Source organism: Nocardiopsis sp. FIRDI 009, assembly GCF_003386285.1.
Taxonomy (GTDB): Bacteria; Actinomycetota; Actinomycetes; order Streptosporangiales; family Streptosporangiaceae; genus Nocardiopsis.
This window is the reverse complement of record NZ_QPNC01000031.1, coordinates 87,464-109,313: the sequence shown is the minus strand read 5'-3', so window position 1 is coordinate 109,313 and position 21,850 is coordinate 87,464. Positions and strand designations below refer to the sequence as shown.

At 72.3% G+C, this 21,850-nt stretch carries 20 protein-coding genes; 7 read left to right on the top strand and 13 right to left on the bottom strand.

Annotation, left to right across the window (positions count from 1 at the left end; all coding sequences use genetic code 11):
- Positions 1-457: 457 nt before the first annotated feature.
- The 6 genes from DVR05_RS23155 to acs form a co-directional block, all read right to left on the bottom strand.
- Positions 458-940 carry a histidine phosphatase family protein gene (locus DVR05_RS23155; RefSeq protein WP_116248009.1) on the bottom strand — a complete coding sequence of 161 codons (483 nt, stop codon included), beginning with the start codon at positions 938-940 and terminating at the stop codon, positions 458-460.
- A 353-nt stretch (positions 941-1,293) separates the two neighbouring features.
- Entirely contained in the window at positions 1,294-3,729 is a 2,436-nt protein-coding gene (locus DVR05_RS23150; RefSeq protein ID WP_116248022.1) for a sodium-translocating pyrophosphatase, read from the bottom strand.
- 556 nt (positions 3,730-4,285) lie between these two features.
- Positions 4,286-4,798: a DUF309 domain-containing protein gene (locus DVR05_RS23145; protein WP_116248008.1), complete on the bottom strand. Its 513-nt coding sequence runs from the start codon at positions 4,796-4,798 to the stop codon at positions 4,286-4,288.
- Between the two features lie 82 nt (positions 4,799-4,880).
- Entirely contained in the window at positions 4,881-5,789 is a 909-nt protein-coding gene (locus DVR05_RS23140; protein WP_116248007.1) for an alpha/beta fold hydrolase, read from the bottom strand.
- Between the two features lie 12 nt (positions 5,790-5,801).
- Positions 5,802-6,284 carry a phage holin family protein gene (locus tag DVR05_RS23135; protein ID WP_116248006.1) on the bottom strand — a complete coding sequence of 161 codons (483 nt, stop codon included), beginning with the start codon at positions 6,282-6,284 and terminating at the stop codon, positions 5,802-5,804.
- 222 nt (positions 6,285-6,506) lie between these two features.
- Positions 6,507-8,477 (bottom strand): acetate--CoA ligase, encoded by a 1,971-nt coding sequence (gene acs, locus DVR05_RS23130; RefSeq protein WP_116248005.1) that lies wholly within the window; start codon positions 8,475-8,477, stop codon positions 6,507-6,509.
- Positions 8,478-8,672: 195 nt separating this feature from the next.
- On the opposite strand from acs, the gene DVR05_RS23125 reads away from it, so the two are divergent.
- The 5 genes from DVR05_RS23125 (at position 8,673) to DVR05_RS23105 (ending at position 14,607) form a co-directional block, all read left to right on the top strand.
- Entirely contained in the window at positions 8,673-9,485 is an 813-nt protein-coding gene (locus tag DVR05_RS23125; protein ID WP_116248021.1) for an oxidoreductase, read from the top strand.
- A 937-nt stretch (positions 9,486-10,422) separates the two neighbouring features.
- The gene (ssd, locus tag DVR05_RS23120) at positions 10,423-11,595 is read left to right on the top strand and encodes a septum site-determining protein Ssd (protein ID WP_116248020.1); all 1,173 of its coding nucleotides are present in this window, start codon (positions 10,423-10,425) and stop codon (positions 11,593-11,595) included.
- A complete protein-coding gene (locus DVR05_RS23115; RefSeq protein WP_116248004.1) occupies positions 11,592-12,743 on the top strand; it encodes a TadA family conjugal transfer-associated ATPase in 1,152 nt (383 codons plus the stop codon). Before ssd ends, DVR05_RS23115 begins: the two co-directional genes overlap by 4 nt.
- Before the next feature lie 326 nt (positions 12,744-13,069).
- Complete coding sequence (locus tag DVR05_RS23110; protein WP_232832277.1) at positions 13,070-13,702, top strand: type II secretion system F family protein; 633 nt, start codon at positions 13,070-13,072, stop codon at positions 13,700-13,702.
- A 197-nt stretch (positions 13,703-13,899) separates the two neighbouring features.
- The gene (locus DVR05_RS23105) at positions 13,900-14,607 is read left to right on the top strand and encodes a type II secretion system F family protein (protein WP_116248003.1); all 708 of its coding nucleotides are present in this window, start codon (positions 13,900-13,902) and stop codon (positions 14,605-14,607) included.
- A 336-nt stretch (positions 14,608-14,943) separates the two neighbouring features.
- On the opposite strand, the gene DVR05_RS23095 is transcribed toward DVR05_RS23105, so the two are convergent.
- From DVR05_RS23095 to DVR05_RS23075, 5 genes are all read right to left on the bottom strand, one after another.
- On the bottom strand, positions 14,944-15,381 hold the full coding sequence (locus tag DVR05_RS23095) for a hypothetical protein (RefSeq protein WP_116248001.1): 438 nt from the start codon (positions 15,379-15,381) through the stop codon (positions 14,944-14,946).
- On the bottom strand, positions 15,339-15,737 hold the full coding sequence (locus DVR05_RS23090; RefSeq protein WP_116248000.1) for an Rv3654c family TadE-like protein: 399 nt from the start codon (positions 15,735-15,737) through the stop codon (positions 15,339-15,341). Before DVR05_RS23090 ends, DVR05_RS23095 begins: the two co-directional genes overlap by 43 nt.
- A 3-nt stretch (positions 15,738-15,740) precedes the next feature.
- Positions 15,741-16,058: a TadE family type IV pilus minor pilin gene (locus DVR05_RS23085; RefSeq protein ID WP_116248018.1), complete on the bottom strand. Its 318-nt coding sequence runs from the start codon at positions 16,056-16,058 to the stop codon at positions 15,741-15,743.
- Between the two features lie 16 nt (positions 16,059-16,074).
- A complete protein-coding gene (locus DVR05_RS23080; RefSeq protein WP_198659308.1) occupies positions 16,075-16,269 on the bottom strand; it encodes a DUF4244 domain-containing protein in 195 nt (64 codons plus the stop codon).
- Positions 16,270-16,414: 145 nt separating this feature from the next.
- Positions 16,415-18,709 carry a DEAD/DEAH box helicase gene (locus tag DVR05_RS23075; RefSeq protein ID WP_198659307.1) on the bottom strand — a complete coding sequence of 765 codons (2,295 nt, stop codon included), beginning with the start codon at positions 18,707-18,709 and terminating at the stop codon, positions 16,415-16,417.
- Between the two features lie 232 nt (positions 18,710-18,941).
- On the opposite strand from DVR05_RS23075, the gene DVR05_RS23070 reads away from it, so the two are divergent.
- Positions 18,942-19,289 (top strand): STAS domain-containing protein, encoded by a 348-nt coding sequence (locus DVR05_RS23070; RefSeq protein ID WP_017602110.1) that lies wholly within the window; start codon positions 18,942-18,944, stop codon positions 19,287-19,289.
- Positions 19,290-19,302: 13 nt separating this feature from the next.
- Positions 19,303-19,857, top strand: coding sequence for an ATP-binding protein (locus tag DVR05_RS23065; RefSeq protein ID WP_116247998.1), 555 nt, complete (start codon positions 19,303-19,305; stop codon positions 19,855-19,857).
- A 93-nt stretch (positions 19,858-19,950) separates the two neighbouring features.
- Here the strand turns inward: DVR05_RS23065 and DVR05_RS23060 are convergent, their stop codons facing one another.
- Together DVR05_RS23060 and DVR05_RS23055 are read right to left on the bottom strand one after the other, a co-directional pair.
- The gene (locus DVR05_RS23060; RefSeq protein WP_116247997.1) at positions 19,951-21,129 is read right to left on the bottom strand and encodes a MarP family serine protease; all 1,179 of its coding nucleotides are present in this window, start codon (positions 21,127-21,129) and stop codon (positions 19,951-19,953) included.
- A 26-nt stretch (positions 21,130-21,155) separates the two neighbouring features.
- Positions 21,156-21,809 (bottom strand): CoA pyrophosphatase, encoded by a 654-nt coding sequence (locus DVR05_RS23055; protein ID WP_116247996.1) that lies wholly within the window; start codon positions 21,807-21,809, stop codon positions 21,156-21,158.
- Positions 21,810-21,850 lie beyond the last annotated feature (41 nt).

Sequence of the window (21,850 nt, the reverse complement as noted above, 5' to 3'; positions counted from 1 at the left end):
AAGGCGTCTGCGTTTCCGCTTTGTTGTGTCTTTACTTTATCAGGTGTTCCGTGTCCCGCCAAATCGGCGGTTTCGGATCAACCGAACGGGGTAAAGCACCCGTTGTGCTCCATCCACCCTGCTGGACGGATTCGTCCATTCGGGTTTCCGAAGCGACTCCCCGATCCTACACATACCGAGCGCGTGCTCGATCCGTCAGGACCAGGAGAAGAGTGGATGTGCTGGCACGCCCGCGTAGATCTCGCGTTCGTTTCGCTCAGCGTCGATCCGCCGCACCTCGCGGCCTTGGGCCGTCCGGAAGCGACTCGGAGAACACTACCGCCGCACGCACGGTCCGGCAAACCAATATCCGCGTGTCCTGGCTCACAGTCTCACCGGGCATCGCGTGTCCCGTCCCGACATGTGGTCCGCGACCACATGTCCGCCCACCGGTCATGCCGGTGCCGGAAGCCCCTCGTCACCGGTTGAGGAGCACACCCTCACCGGTCCCCGGCGCCGCGTACAGCCACTCGACGTCCAGCTCCACCGCGGCCACGGTCGCGGGAGCGAACGACGCCAGCGCCTCATGGCCGACGAACGCCGCCGCCAGCTGGGCGACCGTCGGGTTGTGCGCGACCACGAGCAGCGTCCGCGCGTCGGGGTCGACGTAGTTCACGAGCTCCAGGAGCGAGTCGACCCCCGCCGAGTACACCGCCTCGGAGTAGTCCACCTCCGGAGCCACGCCCGGACCCATCGCGCCCAGGACCCCGTCCAACGTCTGCCGCGTCCGCAGCGCCGCCGAACAGAGGACGTGGTCCGGCTCGTACCCGCGCGCCGCGAGGAGTCGGCCGACCTCCTCCGCCTGCCCCCGGCCGGTGTCGTCGAGTGCGCGGTCGAAGTCGCGGCCCCCGTGACCGGGCTCGGCTCGGGCGTGCCGCATGAGCAGGAGTGTGCGGCTCATCCGGCCAACACCGTCGCGATCACGGCCAGCCCGCCGATGAAGGCGACCATGATCCCCACGATCGTCGCCAGCCCCTTCAACCCCGTCACCGGGAACCCTCCTCATGCCACGCCCGCCAGGTCTCCCGCCGTCCACGCCCGCGCGTCCGACGTACACGACCGGCGCACACGAGGGTGCTACGGTCCCGCCCCTCCAGGTTAGGTCCGCACACGCGACGTGGCCGCCCGGGCTCCCCCGGACGGCCACGTCCTCGTGCTCACGGTGGTTTTCGCGGCCCCCGCACGGGGGACCGTTCCCGAATCCTCCTGGAACGGTCCCCCGGAAGGGGCCGGAAGGGTGCCGCGACCGAACTCCTAGCTCTTGCCCTCTCCGGCGCGGGCCTCCTCCCTGCGGTCGGCCTCGACGTTCCCGCTCTCGCTCTCCACCGCGTCGTCCTTCTCCCCGGACCCGCCGTCCGTGGCGGCCCTGTCACCGCCCTCGACCTCGGGGGCGCCCTTCGGCGCGGCCGAGCCGCCGCCCCCCGCCAGGTCGGTCTCCGTTCCGGATCCGCGGCTCTTCGACCACAGCACCGCGCCGACGAGCACGCCGACGGCGACCACCGTCACACCCACCCGCAGCGCGATGTTGTCGGCGTAGATGACCACACTGGGCGCCACGATCAGCGCTACCAGGTTCATCACCTTCAACAGCGGGTTGATCGCCGGTCCCGCGGTGTCCTTGAAGGGGTCGCCGACCGTGTCCCCGATGACCGTGGCCTCGTGGGCCTCCGAGCCCTTGCCTCCGTGGTGCCCGTCCTCGACCAGCTTCTTGGCGTTGTCCCACGCACCGCCGGAGTTGGCGAGGAACACCGCCATGAGCACACCCGCGGCGATGGCGCCGCCGAGGAAGGCGCCGAGCGGGGCGTAACCGAGCGCGAATCCGACGGCGATCGGGGCGAAGACCGCCAACAGGCCCGGAGTGACCAGCTCCCGCAGCGAGTCCTTGGTGCAGATGTCGACGACGCGCGCGTACTCCGGCTTCTCGCTTCCGTCCATGATCCCCGGCCGGGTGCGGAACTGGTCCCGCACCTCCAGGACGACGCGGCCTGCCGCCCTGCCGACCGCCATGATGGCCAGTCCCGAGAAGAAGAACACGACGCTCGCGCCGATGATGACGCCGACCAGCACGTCCGGCCGGTCCAGGGAGAGGGAGAAGGCGTCCGCCCCCGCGTCGGCGATGGTCAGCTGTTCCTGCACCGAGGTGCGGAAGGCTCCAAAGAGCGCGGTCGCGGCCAGCACGGCGGTCGCGATCGCGATGCCCTTGGTGATCGCCTTGGTCGTGTTGCCCACCGCGTCGAGACTGGTGAGCACGTCGGCGCCCTTGCCTTCGACGTCGCCGGACATCTCCGCGATGCCCTGGGCGTTGTCGGACACCGGACCGAAGGTGTCCATCGCGACGATGATGCCGACGGTGGTGAGCAGCCCCGTGCCCGCGAGCGCGACGGCGAACAGGCTCAGCGTGATGGAGCCGCCCCCGAGGAGGAAGGCGGCGTAGACGGCGCCCGCGATAAGCAGGGCGGAGTAGACGGCCGATTCCAGGCCGACCGAGATACCGGACAGGACGACGGTCGCCGCACCGGTCTTCGAGCTGTCGCCGATCTCCCGCACCGGACGCCGGTCGGTCTCGGTGAAGTACCCGGTGAGCAGCTGGATGGCGGCGGCCAGGACCAGACCGATGAGGACCGCGGCGACGGCGATGACGCGCGGGTTCGGGTCGGTTCCCGCGGCGGCGATCTCCTCCACCACCGTCGGGCTGACGCCGGACAGCCCGTCGACGCTGTCGGGCAGGTACCAGAACGCCGTGCCGACGACGAGGACCGCCGAGATCCCGGCGGAGACGAAGAAGCCGCGGTTGATCGCCGACATCGCCGTCCTGTCCCGGGTGCGGGGCGCGACGATGAAGATGCCGATGATCGCGGTGACGACACCGATCATCGGGACCAGCAGCGGGAACACCAGTCCCTCGGTGCCGAACGCGACCCGGCCGAGGATGAGCGAGGCCACGAGCACGACGGCGTAGGACTCGAACAGGTCGGCGGCCATGCCCGCGCAGTCGCCCACGTTGTCCCCGACGTTGTCGGCGATGGTGGCGGCGTTGCGCGGGTCGTCCTCCGGGATGCCCTGTTCGACCTTGCCGACGAGGTCGGCGCCGACGTCCGCCGCCTTCGTGAAGATTCCGCCGCCGACACGCATGAACATGGCCAGGAGCGCGGCCCCGAAGCCGAAGCCCTCCAGGACGATCGGCGCGTCCCCCCGGTAGAGGAGGACGACGGTCGCGGCGCCGAACAGGCCGAGCCCGACGGTGATCATGCCCGCGACGCCGCCGGTGCGGAAGGCGATGCGCATCGCAGACCGGCCGGCCGCCTCGTCACCGCCGCGCGCGGCCGCGGCGACCCGTACGTTGCCGCGTACCGCCAGCCACATGCCGATGAAGCCGGTGGCCGCCGACAGCAGGGCGCCCAGGGCGAAGAAGAGGGAACGGCCGATCGCGATGCCCCAGGACTCCGCGGGAAGCAGCAGCAGGAGGAGGGGGATCACGACGACGAAGACCGCGAGGGTTCGGAACTGTCGTTTGAGATAGGCGGCCGCTCCTTCCTGAACGGCGACCGCGATGTTCTGCATTCGCTCGGTGCCCTGCCCGGCGGCGAGGACCTCACGCACCAGCATCCCCGCGACGGCGAGGGCCAGGAGCGCCACCGCCATGACGACGATGACGAGTGTGAAGTCGGTGCCTTCCAAAGCTAGGGCCATGCCGCCTTCGGCGGCGAGGTTGAGCCCAGACAATCCGTCCTCCTTGAGACGGGCACGACCATTTCGGCCCCGTTCACGGTACGCACGGAACGGTTCCCACCTGGGGCGTCGGTCCCGCGCGAGGCCACGGACGTGTCGCCGTCCGGAGGGAGCCTGAGCTGGCCCGACGACACCCTGGCCGGGGTCGAAGCGGTGCCATCCTTGTGTGTGATGCGCACCGCCCGCGCCACGAGTTCACGGGCGGTGATCCGGGGATTCTACGCACGACAGCGAATAAAGGTGAGAGGCGATTCGGCTTTTCCCCAGGAGGATCCGAAGATGTGACCACATGGTGATCTGGAGATACGGATAAATTACTTTATCCGCGACATTTGTCTTTTATCTTGTCGCATAATGCTTTAATGCGATGTTAACGTTAAAGCGTGCGTGGGGCCTTATATGAGCACACGACACACGAAACATCGCCAACGGTCACAGAGGACGCGTTCCACCACCAACCGGAAAGGAGGCGTCCCCTGTCCCGGGAGCACCTTCCGCCACTCGGTACCGCTCCGGACTACCTCCGGCGCAGACGCATGCCCGAGGGATCGATACCGTCACCCGGGCGAGCCCGACCCGCCTCCAGATCCTCGGCCAGGGCGCGGGCGAAGGCCGCCACACCGGACACGTCGACGCCGTGCGGCGCCCGTGGGCCGAACGCCGCCACCCGGTCCGCACCCCGCCGCAACAGGCGCGCGGCCCCGACCGTGTTCCCCCGCTGGGCGTGCGTCACGCCCACCACCGTCTGGGCGAGCCCCCGCCACAGTTCGCGTTCCTGGCCGGGTGCGGACTTCCACACGGCCTCCAGGACCTCGTGGGCAGTGAAAGCGTACCCCTCGTCGAGCAGTCGTTGGGCGGTTTCCAGCCCTTCCTCCACGGTGAACTCGGCGTCGTCGGGGACGCGTTCGACCTCGCCCACGCTTCCGTGCGGCATCGGCCGACCGTAGCGGTCGCGGGGACGCTGGTTCTGCGCGCGACCCTGCTCGTTCCGGTCCCGCTCGCCGTTCGCGCCGTTCAGGGAAGCCGCCATCACTACCTCACCACCATCATCACGCCGCCGCGGACGCCGACGCCGCCGCGGCGCGGTGTCCGCGGGGCCTTCGCCGGTTCGCCTACCGCTCCGCCGCGGCCACGTCCCCCAACCACTCCACCAGGGCCCCGGAGACCTCCTCCGGCCGCTCCTCGTGCGGGAAGTGTCCCGCGCCGGGGATCCCCCTCCAACGGTAGGGCCCCGTGACCAGACCGCGTGAGGCGCGTGCGACCTCGGGCGGGCAGGCCAGGTCCTCGGTCCCGTGGACCTGGAGGACGGGCACCCGCACGGGGCGCCGCATCCTCGCGTTGTACCGAGCGCCGTCCAGCCGCCAGCGCGACCGGAAGATCCAGCGATGGTACTCCAGTGAGCAGTGGGAGACCTTGGGGATCGAGAAGGCCAGCCGGTAGCGCCGCTCGGTCTCCTCGTCCGGCCAGCCGGGGGCGCTCCACTCCCGCAGGAGCTCACCGACCCGGACACAGCCGTCCGCCAGGAGCCGGTGCTCGGGGAGGATCGGCACCTGGGCTCGGAGCAGATGCCGCGCTCCGGGCCCCATCGACGCCAGGGCCCGCCCCGCACGCGACGGGTGGGGCGCCGCGACGGCGGCCAGGGCGCGGACGTGTCCGGGGTGGTGGACGGCCGTCGTCCACCCGACGAGTCCGCCCACGCCGTGCCCGACGACGACGGCGTCCGCCGAACCCAGCGCGCGGACCAGACCGGCGGTGTCCTGGGCGAGGGTGACGAGGTCGTATCCGCGCGGAGGTTTGTCGCTGGCGCCGTAGCCGCGCAGGTCCACGGCGACAGCGCGGTACCCGGCGTCGGCGATCGCGCTCAGCTGGGCGCGCCAGGCCCACCAGAACTGGGGGAACCCGTGCAGGAGGAGGACGAGCGGCCCGTCACCCAGCTCGGCGACGTGGAACCGCGCCCCCGCCGCACCGACCGTGCGGTGCCGCCAGGGTCCCTCGACGTAGGCGACCGAGTCGTCCAGCACCTGGGACGGGGCCTACTTCTCGGCGGGCGCGGTCTCGCCGGAGGCGGCCACCGCGCCGTCACCGGTCCGGGGCGGCCTGATGTCGCCGCGCAGGATGCCGACGAGCCGGGAGGTGGTCTCGGCGGTGCGGGCCAGCCCCTGGCGCCTGCGCAGGTTGGCGAGGGCGACGAGCACGAGGACCACCGCGACCAGCAGGTAGAAGAGCGTGACGATGCCGAAGGCGATCCACGGCGCCAGGCCGAGCTCCATCAGGCCGAGGCCGATGGTGACCGAGAGCAGGATCGCGACCAGGTGGAGGACCACCGCGGCCGCGAGGAACTCGCCGACGCTCTTGCCGATCCGCGTGGCGTCGGCCTTGGCCTCGAGCTTGGCGAGTCTGATCTCCAGGCGCACCAGCCGGGAGAGGTTGTCGGTGGCGTCGGAGACCAGTTCACCGATGGAACGGTCGGTGCCGCTGGATGCGCCAGGTTCGCCGCCACCCGGCTTGTCCACCATCGTGGGGGGTCCCTTCTCTCGGTCCGAACTCGTGGATGATCCTCCGCATCCTCGCACATGACCGACCGCCCATGTCTCTCACGGCACGCAAAACGACATGGTCGCGTTTGGTCACACGGGTGAGCCGGAGCGGTGGTCCGGCCCTGTCGGGCTCCCGGACCACCGCTCCGGCACGGGCCGGTGCGACACCGGTGGCGGGGCGGCCGGGCCGGCCGCCCCGGTTCACTCGCCCTTGGCCGCGGACGGCAGCTGCTTGGCGATCACGTCCATGATCGAGGAGTCGGTGAGCGTCGAGGTGTCGCCCACGGCGCGGTTCTCCGCGATGTCGCGCAGCAGGCGCCGCATGATCTTGCCGGACCGCGTCTTGGGCAGCTCGGGGACGGCCAGGAGACGGGCCGGCTTGGCGATCGGGCCGAGCGAGGCGCCGACGTGGTCGCGCAGCTCCTTGACGAGATCCTCCGGGACCTCCTCCTCGCCTCCGCGCAGGATGACGAAGCCGACGATCGCCTGGCCGGTGACCTTGTCCGTGGCGCCGACGACCGCCGCCTCCGCCACCTTCGGGTGGGAGACGAGCGCGGACTCCACCTCGGTGGTGGAGATGTTGTGGCCGGAGACCAGCATGACGTCGTCCACGCGGCCGAGCAGCCACAGGTCGCCGTCCTCGTCCTTCTTCGCGCCGTCACCGGGGAAGTACAGGCCCTCGAAGCGGGACCAGTAGGTGTCCTTGTAGCGCTCGGGGTCGCCCCAGATACCGCGGAGCATGGACGGCCAGGGCTCGCGGATCACGATGAAGCCGCCCTCGCCGTCGGGCACCGAGTTGCCCTCCTCGTCCACCACGTCGGCGACGATGCCGGGCAGGGCGCGCATGGCGGCGCCGGGCTTGCCGGAGGTGACGCCGGGCAGGGGGCTGACCATGATGGCGCCGGTCTCGGTCTGCCACCAGGTGTCGACGACCGGTGTGCGGCCACCGCCGATGTGCTCGCGGTACCAGACGTAGGCCTCGGGGTTGATCGGCTCGCCGACGGAACCGATGACGCGGAGGCTGGAGAGGTCGAACTTCGCGGGGATCTCGTCGCCCCACTTCATGAAGGTGCGGATCGCCGTGGGCGCCATGTAGGCGATGGTGACCTTGTACTTCTCGACGATCTCCCAGAAGCGGCCGCGGTGCGGGGTGTCCGGGGTGCCCTCGTACATCACGGTGGTGGCCGCGTTGGAGAGCGGGCCGTAGACGATGTAGGAGTGCCCGGTGACCCAGCCGATGTCCGCGGCACACCAGAAGACGTCGGTGTCGGCCTTGAGGTCGAACACCGCCCAGTGGGTGTAGGAGACCTGGGTGAGGTAGCCGCCGGTGGTGTGCAGGATGCCCTTGGGCTTGGCCGTGGTGCCGCTGGTGTACATGATGTACAGCGGGTCCTCGGCGTCGTGCGCCTCGGGCGTGTGCTCGGTGCTCGCGGTCTCGACGGTCTCGTGCCACCACACGTCCCGGTCGGTCCACTCCACGTCCTGACCGGTGCGGCGGACGACGAGGACGTTCTCCACCGCGGGGCGGTCGGCGACGGCCGCGTCCACGGCGGGCTTGAGCGCGCTGGCCTTGCCGCGCCGGTAACCGCCGTCGGCGGTGACGACGAGCTTGGCCTGGCTGTCGTCGAGCCGCTGGCCGAGGGCGTCCACGGAGAAGCCGCCGAAGACGACCATGTGGACCGCGCCGATGCGGGCGCACGCGAGCATGGCCACGACGGTCTCGGGGATCATCGGCATGTAGATGGCCACCCGGTCGCCCTTGCGCACGCCGAGCGCGGTCATGGCGTTGGCCGCCTGGCAGACCATGTCCTTGAGCTGGGCGTAGGTGATCGTGCGGGTGTCCCCGGGCTCGCCCTCCCAGTGGTAGGCGACGCGGTCGCCCAGACCGGCCGCCACGTGCCGGTCGACGCAGTTGACGGAGGCGTTGATCTTCCCGCCGTCGAACCACTTCGCGAACGGCGGGTTCCAGTCCAGGACGGTGTCCCAGGGGCGCTCCCACTGGAGCCTGCGCGCCTGTTCCTCCCAGAAGCCGAGGCGGTCCTCGGCCGCCGCGTCGTAGGCGTCGGCCTTGACGTTGGCCCGCGCCGCGAGGTCGGCCGGCGGCGGGAAGCTGCGAGTCTCGTGGAGAAGGTTGGACAGTGTCTCCTGGCTCGGGGGAGTGCTGTCGGCCACTGTGATTCTCCTTACGTCGGCGGTTCACACCCAATTAATCATGTGGTCCATACCACTGGAACCATCGGGTCGGGATCCAGCGGCGGGGACCGCGGGGCACGCGGCGAACGGCCGGTGAACGGTCGCCGCGACGCGATGAGCGGTCGGGGGCGTGGCGTGGGCGCACGGTGTTACCGGCGCGTAGTGTTGGTGATCGTGAGCGAATCGACTTCCGCCTCCCTGTCCGACCCGCTGAAGCGGATCGCCGAGCTGCCGGGCGTGGCCGACGCAGTCGCCGAGACCCGCGCCCTCGTCGACCGTCTGCTGGGGCACCGCATCCTGCGTCGGCGCAGCAGCGACGTGTCCATGGAGTCCTCCCTGCGGGGCGCGTGCGCGTCGGCCGCCCTGGAGGGCGCCGAGGTCTCGATGGACGAGATCCGCGCGGGCCACGTGTACGACACCCGGATCAAGGGCGCGCTGCGCGTGTCCGGTGAGCTGGGCAGCCTGGTGGACACCTGGCCCAAGGCCCCGCGCCAGGCCCTGGCACGGCTGCACACCCTGGCCGCGGCGGACGCGGTCGCCGAGGAGGCGCTGGGGCGGCCTCGGCTGCCCGGCGAGCGCGTCGAGGACCCGATGGAACTCGGCCGGGTGCCGGACCCCCAGGCGGCGCTGGCGCGGATGGAGGGGCTGTACTCGCTCCTGGGCGCGCGTTCGTCCGTTCCGGCCCTGGTGACGTCGGCGCTGGTGCACGGAGAGCTGATGGCGGTCCGCCCGTTCGGTTGGGGGGACGGCCTGGTCGCGCGCGCCGCCGAGCGGCTGACGCTGGTGGAGCGGGGGTTGGACCCGAAGTCGTTGGTCCCGTCCGAGTTGGGGCACCAGGTGCTGCGGGACGAGTACGGTCCGGCGCTGCGCGGATACATGGCGGGCACCCCTGAGGGCGTGGCGGAGTGGGTCGTCTACTGCTGCCGCGCCGTGCGGGCGGGCGCACAGGACTCCCTTGCCACGTGTGAGGCGCTCAAACGCGGTTGAGCGGGTTGGTTGGAACGCCGTGCGCGCCGGGAGGACGGCGAAACTCCGGGAGTTCACGAGATCGTTCATTTACCGACCAGTAGTCAGCGTGGGATACCAGTTCGGTCACATTTGTTCGACGCCGAATGTTTCAGGATTGCTTCACTCGGATGCTCAGACATGCCGAACGGCGCCCCGCTTCCTCTTGCGGGGCGCCGTCTCCGGCGCGTCCCACCGGGTTAGCAAGCATCCATTTTTCTAGTCTGACCAGGCCGTTCAGCCTCAGGTCTGGCCTAGACAACCCTTACCGGGCCCAGTGGCGCGTGGGTTCCCGGCTGCCGCGTCGGGGTGGATCTTGGCCACCAACTGCTTTCTTTCTACGGCTCGGTTCATCCTCCGAAAAGACGGTTGACCCAAGTTTTTCTCATCGATTCCCGAACCGATACGCGGAACGCGTGGTAACGTCGTCCCCGGCGTTCGCCCGAGGATCGGCCACGCGACAGCGGCTCATCGCGGAATCCCACCGAGCGACCGTTGTCCCGGCGCTTTCCGCGTCCCGTCAGCGTGACCTCTCCCCGGAGAACCAGTACGTTTCCAGGTCCTTCGGTGGTCGTGGGGCACCGCCCCCGCGAACCCTCCCGGAGAGCGGACCCGGTCCTACCCCCCAGGACCGGTACCGAGGAGGCGGCTCCCCTCTCCCCCTGCGGGGTCCGTCACCACGTCCGCTCCACTCGCCTGTCGGGTAGGGATGCGTGCCCGCCCCCGTACGCACGCATCCCTCCCGTCGGGTGTGTGCCCCGGCGCGCCCCGCGGGCGCGCCGGGCCCGGGAAGCGGCGGAGCCCACCGACAGCCCCCGAGGGGTCCCGGGCGGAGTTATCCACAGACGCGGATCGGGGCTTTCGGGCCGGGGCGCGTTCGGCGATGGTCGAGATGACGCCCCTCGACCCCGGAGACGCCATGGACACCCGGTTCCGTCCCCTGCTCGCCACCGACGACCCCGTTCTCCTCGACGACCTGCTGAGGCTGGCTGCGGCCGCGTCCACCGAGGTCACGGTCGCGCGCTCGGCGGTTCAGGCCCTGCGCTCGTGGTCGCGTTCCCCGCTGGTGGTCGTCGGTGCCGACCTGCTGCCGGCCCTGATCGCGGCCGACGCCCCCGCGCACCCCCGGGCCGTGGTCGTGACGCGGAACCACGCCGCGGGCGGCGGGTCCCCGACCGGAACCGCCGACCGCCGTCCGGGGCGGCCCCGCGCCGCGGTCGCGGCCCCGTGGAACGGTGGGCCGACGACGGGTGGACGGCCGTTCCCGCGCCTGCCGGGAGACGAGTCGGAGCTGGTGGACCTCCTGGCCGGAGCGGCCGCACGGGGCGACCCCCCGGCTCCCACGGTGGCGGTCATGGGTGGCCGGGGTGGCGCCGGCGCCACCCTGACCGCGGTCGCCCTAGCCCTGGCCGGTGGGCGCAGCGGACGGGACACCGCGCTCCTGGACGCCGACCCGTTCGGCTGCGGACCGGACGTCTACCTCGGGTGCGACCTCGCCGCCCCCGTCGATCCCGGCCACCGGACCGGGTGGAACGACCTCCTCCACCGTGACGGCCGGGTGCGCTGGCACGACCTGCGCCCCGGTCTGCCCGGTGCGCTCGGCGTCTCCGTGCTCACCTGGGACCGCCGTCCCGCCGCTTCCGGCGACGGCGCCCCCGGAAGCGACGCGTTGCCCGCGGACACGGCCCGGGCGGCCCTCGACTCCGCCCGGGAGGGCACCGGCCTGGTCGTGGTCGATCTCCCCCGATCCTTCGACGCCGCCACCACCGAGTTCCTGAACCGGGCCGACCGCGTCCACGTCGTCGTCCCGGCGGACGTGCCGTCCGTGGTCGCCGCCTCCCGGGTGGCGCCCCGCCTGCGGACGGAGGCGCCGGGGGTGAGCGCCGTCGTCATCGGCTCCGGCGGGGAGCTGACCGCCGACGTGATCGCGCGCACGCTGGGGCTTCCGCTCGCTGCGGACCTGCCCCGGGAGCCGGGGCTGGCACGGCTCCTGAGCGCCGGTCGGGCCCCGGCCCGCCACCGCAGATCCCCGCTCGCCCGGTTCGCGGACCGCGTCGTGGCGGAACTGCCCGCGGCGGAGCCGGTCCGGTGAGCGCCCTCCTGGAGGCGGTCCGCGACCGCCTGGTGGAGTCGGGCGGCCCGGTGAGCCAGGCCGCCGTCGCCGCGGCGCTGCGCGCGGAGGGCGGTGTCCTGGGGGACGCCGAACTGCTCGCCCTGACCCGGCGGCTCGCCGCCGAGCTGTCCGGCGCGGGGCCGTTGGAGGACCTGATGACCTCCGGGGTCACCGACGTCCTCGTCAACGGACCGGACGAGGTGTGGGTCGACGACGGCGACGGCCTGCGGCGCGCCGGGGTCCGGTTCGCGTCGGAGGAGGAGGTGCGCCGACTCGCCCAACGGCTGGCCGCGCGGGCGGGACGCCGACTGGACGCGGCCGTCCCGTACGTCGACGCGCACCTGCCGGGAGGGGCGCGGCTGCACGCGGTGCTGCCGCCGGTGGCCCCGGAGGGGGTGTGCGTGTCGCTGCGGCTGCCGCCCCGGCGGGTGTTCGACCTCAACCGGCTGACCGAGTGCGGAACGCTCACCCCCGTCGGCGCGGCCCTGCTCCGGGCGGTGGTGCGCGCACGCGCGCCGTTCCTGGTCAGCGGTGGCACGGGAACCGGTAAGACCACGCTGCTGTCCTCGTTGCTCTCGCTGGTCGATCCGGCCGAGCGCGTGGTCCTGGCCGAGGACTCCCCCGAACTGCGGCCCGAGCATCCGCACGTGGTCCGTCTCCGGACCCGTCCGGCCAACATCGAGGGCAGCGGGGAGGTCCCCCTGTCCGTCCTGGTGCGGCAGGCGCTGCGGATGCGCCCCGACCGGCTGGTGGTCGGCGAGGTGCGCGGGCCGGAGATCGTCTCGCTGCTGGCGGCCATGAACACGGGCCACGAGGGCGGGGCCAGCAGTCTCCACGCCAACGGCGCCGAGGACGTCCCGGCCCGGGTGGAGGCGCTGGGTTGCGCTGCCGGGCTCACCCGCGACGCCGTGCACAGCCAACTGGCCGCCACCCGCGCGCTCGTGATCCACCTCGTCCGGGGCGCCCGAGGACGTCGGCTCGCCGAGGTCCGGGTGCTGCATCGGGGGAGCGAGGGGCTGGTACGGGCGCTGCCCGCCGTCGCCTTCACCCCGGAGGGTGGCTGCCGGGAGTTCCCCGGAGCCGAGGCTCTGGCGGACCGGTTGGGTGAGGGGTGGCGAAGCGGATGACCGTCCTGCTGCTCTGCGTGGTCGCACTGGTCCTGCTGGCCCTCGTGCCCGACCCGAGACGGGACCGCCTGTCACGGGCGTGCGCGCTGCGGGAGCGCGAACGGAGGTGGGCGGAGTTCCAGGGAGGCGGTCGGCCACGGGGGCGAAGGCCCGGGCCGGAGCCGAACGGGAAGAGCCGGTGGGGGTCGGGAACACAGCGGGCGAAGCCACGTGGGGTCGACCGGGCACGGTGGCGGGACCCCGGGGCGTGGTCCGGTCCGGAGCCCGGAGGCGGGCCCCGGACTCCGGAGCGGCTCCGGGACCTGGTCCGGCAGCGTGTCCGTACCGTGGTTCGACGGAGTGTCCGCGCCCTGGCCCACCGCCGTGAGGGAGCGCGGCGCCGTCGCGCGGTGATCGTGCTCTGCCGGGTCCTGGCCTCGGAGCTGCGTGCCGGACAGCCGCCCGACGAGGCGCTGCGCGTGTCCGCGGCGGAGGCGGGCCCCGCGGTGGACGGGCTCTCCGACGCGGCGTCGATGCGCGCCGCCGCCGACCGCGACCCCGATCTGTGGGCGCTGGCCTACCTGGCGGCGTGCTGGGAGGTCTCCGCGGAGACCGGGGCCGGGTTGGCGGGGGTGATCGACGCCCTGGCCGAGGAACTGACGGCGCACGAGGAGCAGCGGTCGGAGGTCGCGGCCAGGACCGCTGGTCCGCGAACCACGGCGATCGTGCTGGGCGGGCTCCCCCTGGTGGGCCTGCTGATGTCGGCGGGGCTGGGCGGTTCGCCCCTGGTGTTCCTGTTCACCACGCCGTTGGGGCTGGGGTGCCTGTTCGGCGGGGTGGCCCTGGACCTGCTCGGGACCTGGTGGACGTTGCGCATGGTGCGCGGTGCGGTGGAGGCGGGTGAGGGGCGGTCCCGGGAACCGTCCCCACCCGGCGGCCGCGCGGAGCCCCCGGAAGGGTCCGGGACGGCGTGGCCATGACGCGGAGAACGCCCGTGGAAGCCGATGTGCGGGGGGCGTCGCGTGCGGAGCGGAGCCCGCGCGCGACGGGGCGGGGCGGGGCGGGATGAGAAAAGCCCGGCGCATGGCCGGGCTCGCGGAGCCCGCGCGCGACGGGACGGGACCGGGAGACGGCGTGCGGCAGCACCGCACCGGGGAGCGACGAGGGTAGGGAACGGATGTTCGAGGCGGCCACGGTGGTCCTCGGGACCGCCGCCGTATGGGTACTCATGGGCGGGAGCCCGGTCCACCGGATCCGCGGTCCGCGCACGGCGCCCCGTCCCCGGCGGGCGGGGGCCCGGATCCGCCGCACCGCGCCGGTTCTGGCCGGTGCGGTGGGGACCGGCGTCGCCCTCGCGGTGCTCGGCCTCCCGGGCGGAGCCGTGGCGGCGGCCGTCTGCGCCGGGTGGTGGATCCGGAGTCGCCGTCATCGGAGGGGCGCCCCTCCGGTGACGGCGGAGCTTCCCGTGGCGGTGGGCCTGCTCGCCTCGGGGGTACGCGCGGGGGCGACCGTTCCGTCGTGTCTGTCCGCAGTGGCCAGGTCGACGAGCGGGCGGCTGGGGGAGGAGTTGGCCGTGGTCGCGGAGCGCCTGCGGTTGGGGGCCGATCCCACCAGCGCCTGGCGGGGGCCCGCCCTCCCGGAGCCGTTGGTCGCCGTCGGCCGTGACCTCGCACGGGCCGCGGACACCGGGGCACCCGTCGCCGACCTGCTGGACCGGCACGCGGTGGATCTGCGGCGCGCGTCGCGTGCGCGGGCCCTGGCCCGGATGGAACGTCTCGGTGTCCTCGTGGTGGCGCCGCTGGGCCTGTGCTTCCTGCCCGCCTTCGTCCTGATCGGCATCGTTCCCCTGGCTGCGGAACTGCTGTCCCAGGCGCTCAGCGCGTGACCGGTGGGAACGCCAGAGGATCGCCGGTGCGGGTGCGGTGGATGATGCCGCCGAGGACCTGGCGCCGATTGTGTCGACAGCCACCGCGTCGGGGGCGATGGGGGTCGGTCAGGTCCCACCGCTCATCGGTGAGCTCGACTCTGCGGCCCACGCACCGGTCGTGGCCCGGCGCCGGGGGACGGACGGGCAGCCAACGGATGTGAACGGCGATACGGGCGTCGTGGCACGGCGCCGGGAGGGAAACGGACCCGGCCCCCTGCTGGAGCCGGGGGGTACGCCGCCGCCCGAGGCGACCACCGGCTGAGGACACGGCCCCCTGGAGTCGGGGAGCACGCCCTACGACTCGTTCTCGCACAGCCCGTCGATGATGTCGTCGAGGACGAGGGTGCGGTCGCGGATCGACATCAGGGTGAGCTCCCTGAGCGCGGGACGGGTGTCGACCCGGTCCCCGCGCACGCCCTCGACCATGCACACCCTCATGCAGTGCTGGGTGGGTGCCTGCCAGAAGTCCCGCTCGTCAACGGGGGCGATGCTGTAGACCGTGGCCGGATAACGGGGCGGGCGGCTCGGTGAGTACCACTGCTCGACCCGGGTGAGCACGAACCCGGTGATCAGGGAGTCGAACACGCCGCCCTCCGCGAGGTCGGTCACCGCTTCGCGGTCCCCCTCGGCTCGACACTCGGAGCAACAGGCCAGCTCCGCCCGCAGCAGCCATCGGGCGCGGGCGTGGCTCACCTCGGAGTTCTTGAGTGTGCTCGGGTGTCTGTGTCCCATACGTCAGCAGGGTACGGCCGAACCGGACCGGCACGGGCCCGGGCGGTGACGGTCCGCTCCGGAACGGACGAGGGGACCGAGACCGCCACCTCGACGGTCAGGCCGGTGACGACGCACGACACCAGCACACCGCCGTTGGCCTCGGCGGTGGACCGCCCCCGGGCGCAGGCCCGGTCCGTTCCGTCCGCCGCTTCGGCGGCGGCCGCCAGCGCGGCGAGATCGGCCGCGGTGGCGGCCCGGTCCCGGTCCAGCCGAGCGGCTGCGGTGAGCAGCACGCTCAGGGCGGCCAGCCAGGCCACCGCGCACACCCCCACCGTCCAGAGCGTGGCGGAGCCGGTGTCGTGGCCGGTACACACGGGTCACACCCCCGGCTCCAGCGGGACGGCGGCGGTCCCGGCCACCTCGACGGAGGGCCCGGCCGCCGGGCCGAGGCTCAGCTCGGCCCGGACGGTCACCCGCGCCGTCCCGGCCTCGTGGACCAGCCGCACCTCGGCGGTGTCGGGGGCGGCGGAGAGCGCGAGTTCACGCGCCCGCTGGTCGGTCTCGCCCCGGGCGAGGGCGCGGGCCCCCAGTCGAGCGGCGTCGGCGCACGCCAGCTGGGCCGCGGCCACCGTGACCGCGCCGAGCAGCACGGCCAGGACGAGCAGCAACGAGGGGAGCACCACGGCGGTCTCCATGGTGACCGAACCCCGGTCAGACACCGGAGCTGAGCGCGTCGACGACGAGGTCGGTGAGGACGCCGTTCACGGTGTCACCGGTGAGGATGGCGTACAGGACACCGGCGAAGGCGACCGCGGAGACAGCGCACAGGGCGTACTCCGCCGTGGTCACCCCCCGGTCGTCGACGGAGGCGGGGAATCGGACGAGCGGGCACGAGGCGACAGGCATGGGACCTCCCTGGGCAGGGGTGGACGGAACGTCCGTCCTCCCTCACCAGGGTCCGCCGTCCGGAGGGGGCGGCGAAAGCCCCGTCCCCAGCCTGTGGACAACCGCCATCGGGCGACAGCCCTCCATCCACAGGCTGTGGACGGCCTCAGCCCTCACCCCCGGCCAGGACCTCGTCCAGCAGCCGCAGCGCCCCGGACTTGCTCAACGGCTCGTTCCCGGTCCCGCACTTCGGCGACTGGATGCACGAGGGACACCCCTGATCGCACTCACAGTCGGCGATCACGTCACGGGTCGCGGAGAGCCACTCGCGCGCGGCCGCGAAGCCTCGCTCGGCGAAACCCGCACCGCCCTGGTACCCGTCGTAGACGAAGACCGTCAGCCGTCCCGTGTCGGTGTGCACGGCGGTGGACACCCCGCCGATGTCCGACCGGTCGCAGGTGGCCAGCAGCGGCAGCAGTCCGATCGAGGCGTGCTCGGCCGCGTGCGCCGCACCCAGCAGGCCCACGTCGGCCCCGCGCAGCCGCTCCTCGCCCGCACGCGGCAGCGTCCACCACACGGCGCGTGTGTGCAGTGTCCGCTCCGGCAGGTCCAGGGGCTGCTCCCCCAGGACCGACCCCGTGCGCACGTCCCGTCTGAGGAAGCCCACCACCTGGCGGGCCACCTCGACCTCCCCGAAGTACACGGTCGCCCCGCTGGGCCAGGTCTCCTTCCGGTCGACCGACCGCACCGTGATGTCCGTGGTGTCGCGCGCCCAGGTGCTGTAGGGCGGCTCGGCCGGGCGCACGAGGGCGACCCCCTCCTCCAGGTCGAGGTCGTCGACCAGGTAGGTGGCCCCCTGGTGGAGGTACACCGCGCCGGGGTGCACGGTGCCGTGTGCCGCCGCCTCGTCGATCTCGCCGAGCAGCTGCCCGCTGCCCGTGTCGACGATCTGCACCGGCGGGCCGCCCGCTCCCCGGATATCGGCCATGTCACTCGCGCGTTCGTTGCTCGTCCAGAACCAGCCTCTCGGGCGCTTCCTCAGCAGTTTTCCCGAGACGAGTTCACCGAGCAGCTCCTCGGTCGTCGGACCGAACAGGGTGAAGTCATCCCGGGTGATCGGGAGCTCCTGGGCCGCCGCGCACAGGTGCGGACCGAGGATGTGGGGGTTTTCCGGATCAAGGACGGTCTCCTCTACGGACCGACCGAAAATAGCCTCCGGGTGGTGGGCCAGATAGGTGTCCAGCGGATCGTCGCGGGCGATGAACACCGCGAGCGCGTCCTCGCCGCGCCGCCCCGCGCGTCCGGCCTGCTGCCACAGCGAGGCCAGCGTCCCCGGCCACCCCGCGATGAGCACGGCGTCCAGGCCGCTGATGTCCACCCCGAGTTCGAGGGCGTTGGTCGTCGCCAGACCGAGGATCCTCCCCGACCGCAGCGACTCCTCCAGCTCCCTGCGCTCCGACGCCAGGTAGCCGCCCCGGTAGGCGGACACGCGCGCGGCCAGGTCGTGCTCACCCCTCTCGGACAGCAGCCGCTGGGTGGTCAGCGCGACCACCTCCGCCCCCTGCCGCGAGCGCACGAAGACGAGCGTGCGGACCCCGTCCCGCACCAGGTCGGCGAGCATCTCCGCGGCCTGCGACGACGCCGTCCGCCGCACCGGGGCACCCTGCTCGCCCGTCATCTCGGTCAGCTCCGGCTCCACGAGCGCCACGGACATCCCCGCCCGGGGCGAACCGTCCTTGGTGACCTCCGCGACCGGCACCCCCGTGAGCCGGGTCGCGCTCCGCCCCGGGCTCCCGGAGGTGGCCGAGGCCAGCACGAACACCGGCTCGGAGCGGTACCGGGCGCAGATCCGGCGCAGCCGGCGCAGGATCAGCGCGACGTGCGAGCCGAACACCCCCCGGTACCGGTGCGCCTCGTCGATCACCACGTACCGCAGCCCGCGCAGGAAGCGCGACCACGCCCCGTGCCGGGGCAGGATGCCGTGGTGCAGCATGTCCGGATTGGTCAGGACGTAGTTGCCGTGCTCACGCACCCACGAGCGCTCCTCCGGCGGCGTGTCCCCGTCGTAGACCGCCGCCCGCACGCCCGGGAGGGCGAGGTCCGATACCCACCGCAACTGGTCCTGGGCGAGCGCCTTGGTCGGGGAGAGATAGAGCACGCTCCCGCCCGCGTCAACCGCGTCCACCGCGGGCATAAGGAAGGCAAGTGACTTTCCCGAGGCGGTACCCGTGGCTATGATCACATCACTGCCCGAGCGTGCGAGGTCGGCGGCGGCGGCCTGGTGGGACCACGGACCCGTGATCCCCCGTTCCGCCAGGCGTTCGACCAGGTGGGGCGCGGTCCACCCCGGCCACTCCCCGCTCACCCCGTCGCCCGGGGCCACATGCTCGATATGGGTCACCCGCGGGTACCGGGTATCGTCACGCCACACACCGGGGAGCATGGGCTCCGATCGCCTCATCCGAGACCCCTCCTCACTGGACACGTTCCCGACCCACGGTCCTCCCGACGGGGGAGCGGCACTGGCGGACATCGGTTTCAGTGTGGCATCCGGGGGAAGAGTGGCGCGGTGTCACCGTTTTTCTGCTCATCGCAGGAAGACACACTCTGTACCCGTGGTTGAATGCGTGCTGGTGGGGTAACGCCCGGCAGAAGACCATTCGCGTTATACGCGGTTCGGCGCTGGAGGACTAGTGGACCTGAAGCTTGATCATTACACCGAGGGCGACACCGAGGTCGTCGTCGTTGAGGGTGAGATCGATGTCTATACCGCGCCCCGGCTCCGCGAGCTGCTGATCGACCTGGTCAACAAGGGCAACTTCCATCTCGTGGTCAACATGGAGAAGGTGGAGTTCCTGGACTCGACGGGCCTCGGCGTGCTCGTGGGCGGGCTCAAGCGCGTCCGCGCGCACAACGGGACGCTCGCCCTGGTCTGCACCCAGGAGCGCATCCTCAAGATCTTCCGGATCACCGGCCTGACCAAGGTGTTCGGTATCCACGACTCGGTGCAGGAAGCCATCGACAAGCGCCCCGAGAAGTAGTCCAGAGCGAGCGATGGCAACCATCACGCTGACGATCAGCGCGCTCCCGGCGCACGTGCGGACGGCGCGGCTCATGGCCGCGACCGTCGCACGGCGGGCCGGTATCGCCGCGACAGCGATCGACGAGATCAGGCTGGCGGTCGGTGAGGCGTGTTCCCGGGCGGTGGCCGCGCACAAGCTGCACTGCCCGACGCAGCCGATCCTGCTCCAGCTGATCGACGGCGCCGGCGCCGACTCCGCGTCGAAGGCCGACGGTGGCACGCCGGGGCACGCCCTGCGCGCCAACGGGAACGCCACCCAGCGTTTCGAGGTCGTCGTCTCCGACCGGGCCCCGGCCAAGGACGCGGACGAGTCGACCGACCACACGGGCCCCCTGCTCGACGGGCTCTTCCTCGACGGTGACGAGACCCCTCCCGGCGGGATCTCGGGGTTCTCCCCGGGCCTCGGTCTGGCGGTGATCACCGGCCTCGCGGACGAGGTGCGCATCGATCCCAGCGATCAGGGCACGATCGTGCGGATGAGCTGGCCGGTCGCGGCCGAGCGGACGCACGACCCCAGCTCGAACTAGGTCCGCGAACCCACCGGGGGCGTCTGCGCGCGCAGACGCCCCCGTCGTCGTGCCCGGTCCGAAGCGAAGGCGGAGGACCAGAGAAAACACTGCCTAGTCGCAGACCTGCGACGAGACCTCGGAGTCGGCCGCCAGGCCCGCGCTCGCGTTGGCGGCGACCTCGTCGGCGGTGAGGACGTACCCCGTCTCGTCCTCGTTGGTCGCGGCGGCGAACACCACGCCGTAGACGGTCCCGTCGGGTGCCAGCAGCGGCCCCCCGGAGTTGCCCGGACGGACCACGGCCCGCACCTGGTAGATCTCCCGGCTCACCTGCTGGGAATGGTAGAAGTCGGGCCCCTGCGCCGTCTGACGGGCCCTCACGCGCGCTGGAACCGCCGTGAAGCCGCTGTTGCGGGGGAACCCGGCCACGACCGCGTCGTCGCCCTGCTCGGCCGTCCCGTTGAACTCCAGCGGCTCCAGGTCCAGCCCCGGCACGTCGAGGACGGCCAGGTCCTGCTGGGCGTCGAAGAGCACCAGGGTCGCCTCCAGCTGGTGCCCGTCCCTGGTGACCACCCGCAGGTCCTCGGTGACCCCGGCGACCACGTGGGCGTTGGTCATGATCCGGTCCTCGCCGTACACGAAGCCGGTCCCCTCCACCCGGCGCTGGCAGGCGGGCGCGGTGCCCAGCACCTTGACCACGCTGCGACTGGCGTCGATCAGCTCCGGAGTGGTCAGCACGTCGGGGTCGGGCGGCTCCACCTCGGCCAGTTCGCCGGTGCCCAGCCCGCTGAACACCTGGGGGAAGTCACTCTGGTCGACGATCCTGCGGAAGGTCAGGAACCCGCCTCGGGCCGACTCCGGCATCACCGAGTCGACCGACTGCAGGACCCGCGAGTTCTGCACCTGTCCGGCCACGAACGGCAGCGCCGAGTTGGCGACCGTGCTCCCGATGAACCACGCCACCAGCAGCACCGACAGTCCGCTGACGACGGCCCCGCCCATGGCGTCCAGGACCCGCGCCGAGTCCCACGTGACCCGGTTCCGCACCAGGGTCCCCAGGTAGGAGAACAGGAACTGGCCCAGGGCCGCGGACAGGAACACCACCGCGATCGCCACCAGCGCCTGCCGCCCGGGGTCCGCCACCCATTCCTGGATGTAGGTCGGGGCGGTCAGCGCGGCGAGGACACCGCCGCCGATGAACCCCGAGAAACTGAAGACCCCGACGATGAACCCCTGCCGGTAGCCGGTCACGGCGAACAGCAGCAGCAGGACGATCAGGATGACGTCCAGCACGGTTCCCTCCCCTCCCTGAGTGAGCGCTACCCGACGGGGCGCAGGCCGTGCGGGGTCGCTTCGAACATGTCGGTAAGACCCTCACGGCGCCACGGAAGTTCCCATCCGCCCAGGACGAGCAGGCTGTCCACGATCGCCCCGGTGAACCCCCACACGAGCATGCCGCCGACACGGAAGCCCGGGCCCCGGCGCGGACCCTCGCCGTAGCGCACCTCGACCCGGTTCTCCGGGGCCGCCAGGTCGGCGACGGGGACCCGCGAGACCGCGGCGACCTCGCCCAGGTCCACGGGGCGCACCTCGCACGGCTCGCGCCACCACGCCAGGACGGGGACGACGCGGAAGTCGCTGTAGCTCAGGTACAGCTCGGGAAGGCGGCCGACGACGTCGATCCCGGCCGGGTCGACCCCGGTCTCCTCGGCCGCCTCGCGCAGCGCGGCGGCCTCGGGTGAACCGTCCGCGGCCTCGATCCGGCCGCCCGGGAAGGCGGGCTGTCCGGCGTGCCTGCGCAGACCGTGGTTGCGCTGGATCAGGAGCAGGTCCGGCCCCTGGGGTCCCTCACCGAACAGGATGAGGATCGCGGACTCGCGCCCGCCCGTCTCCGGCGGACGCATGGGGTGCGGCACGGGCATCGTCCCGGCCGAGTCCGCGAGCGCGGTGAGCCAGTGCGGTGTCGAGTTCATGAAGGGAACCTGTTCCAGGGGCCGAGAGCTCCGTCGGGTGC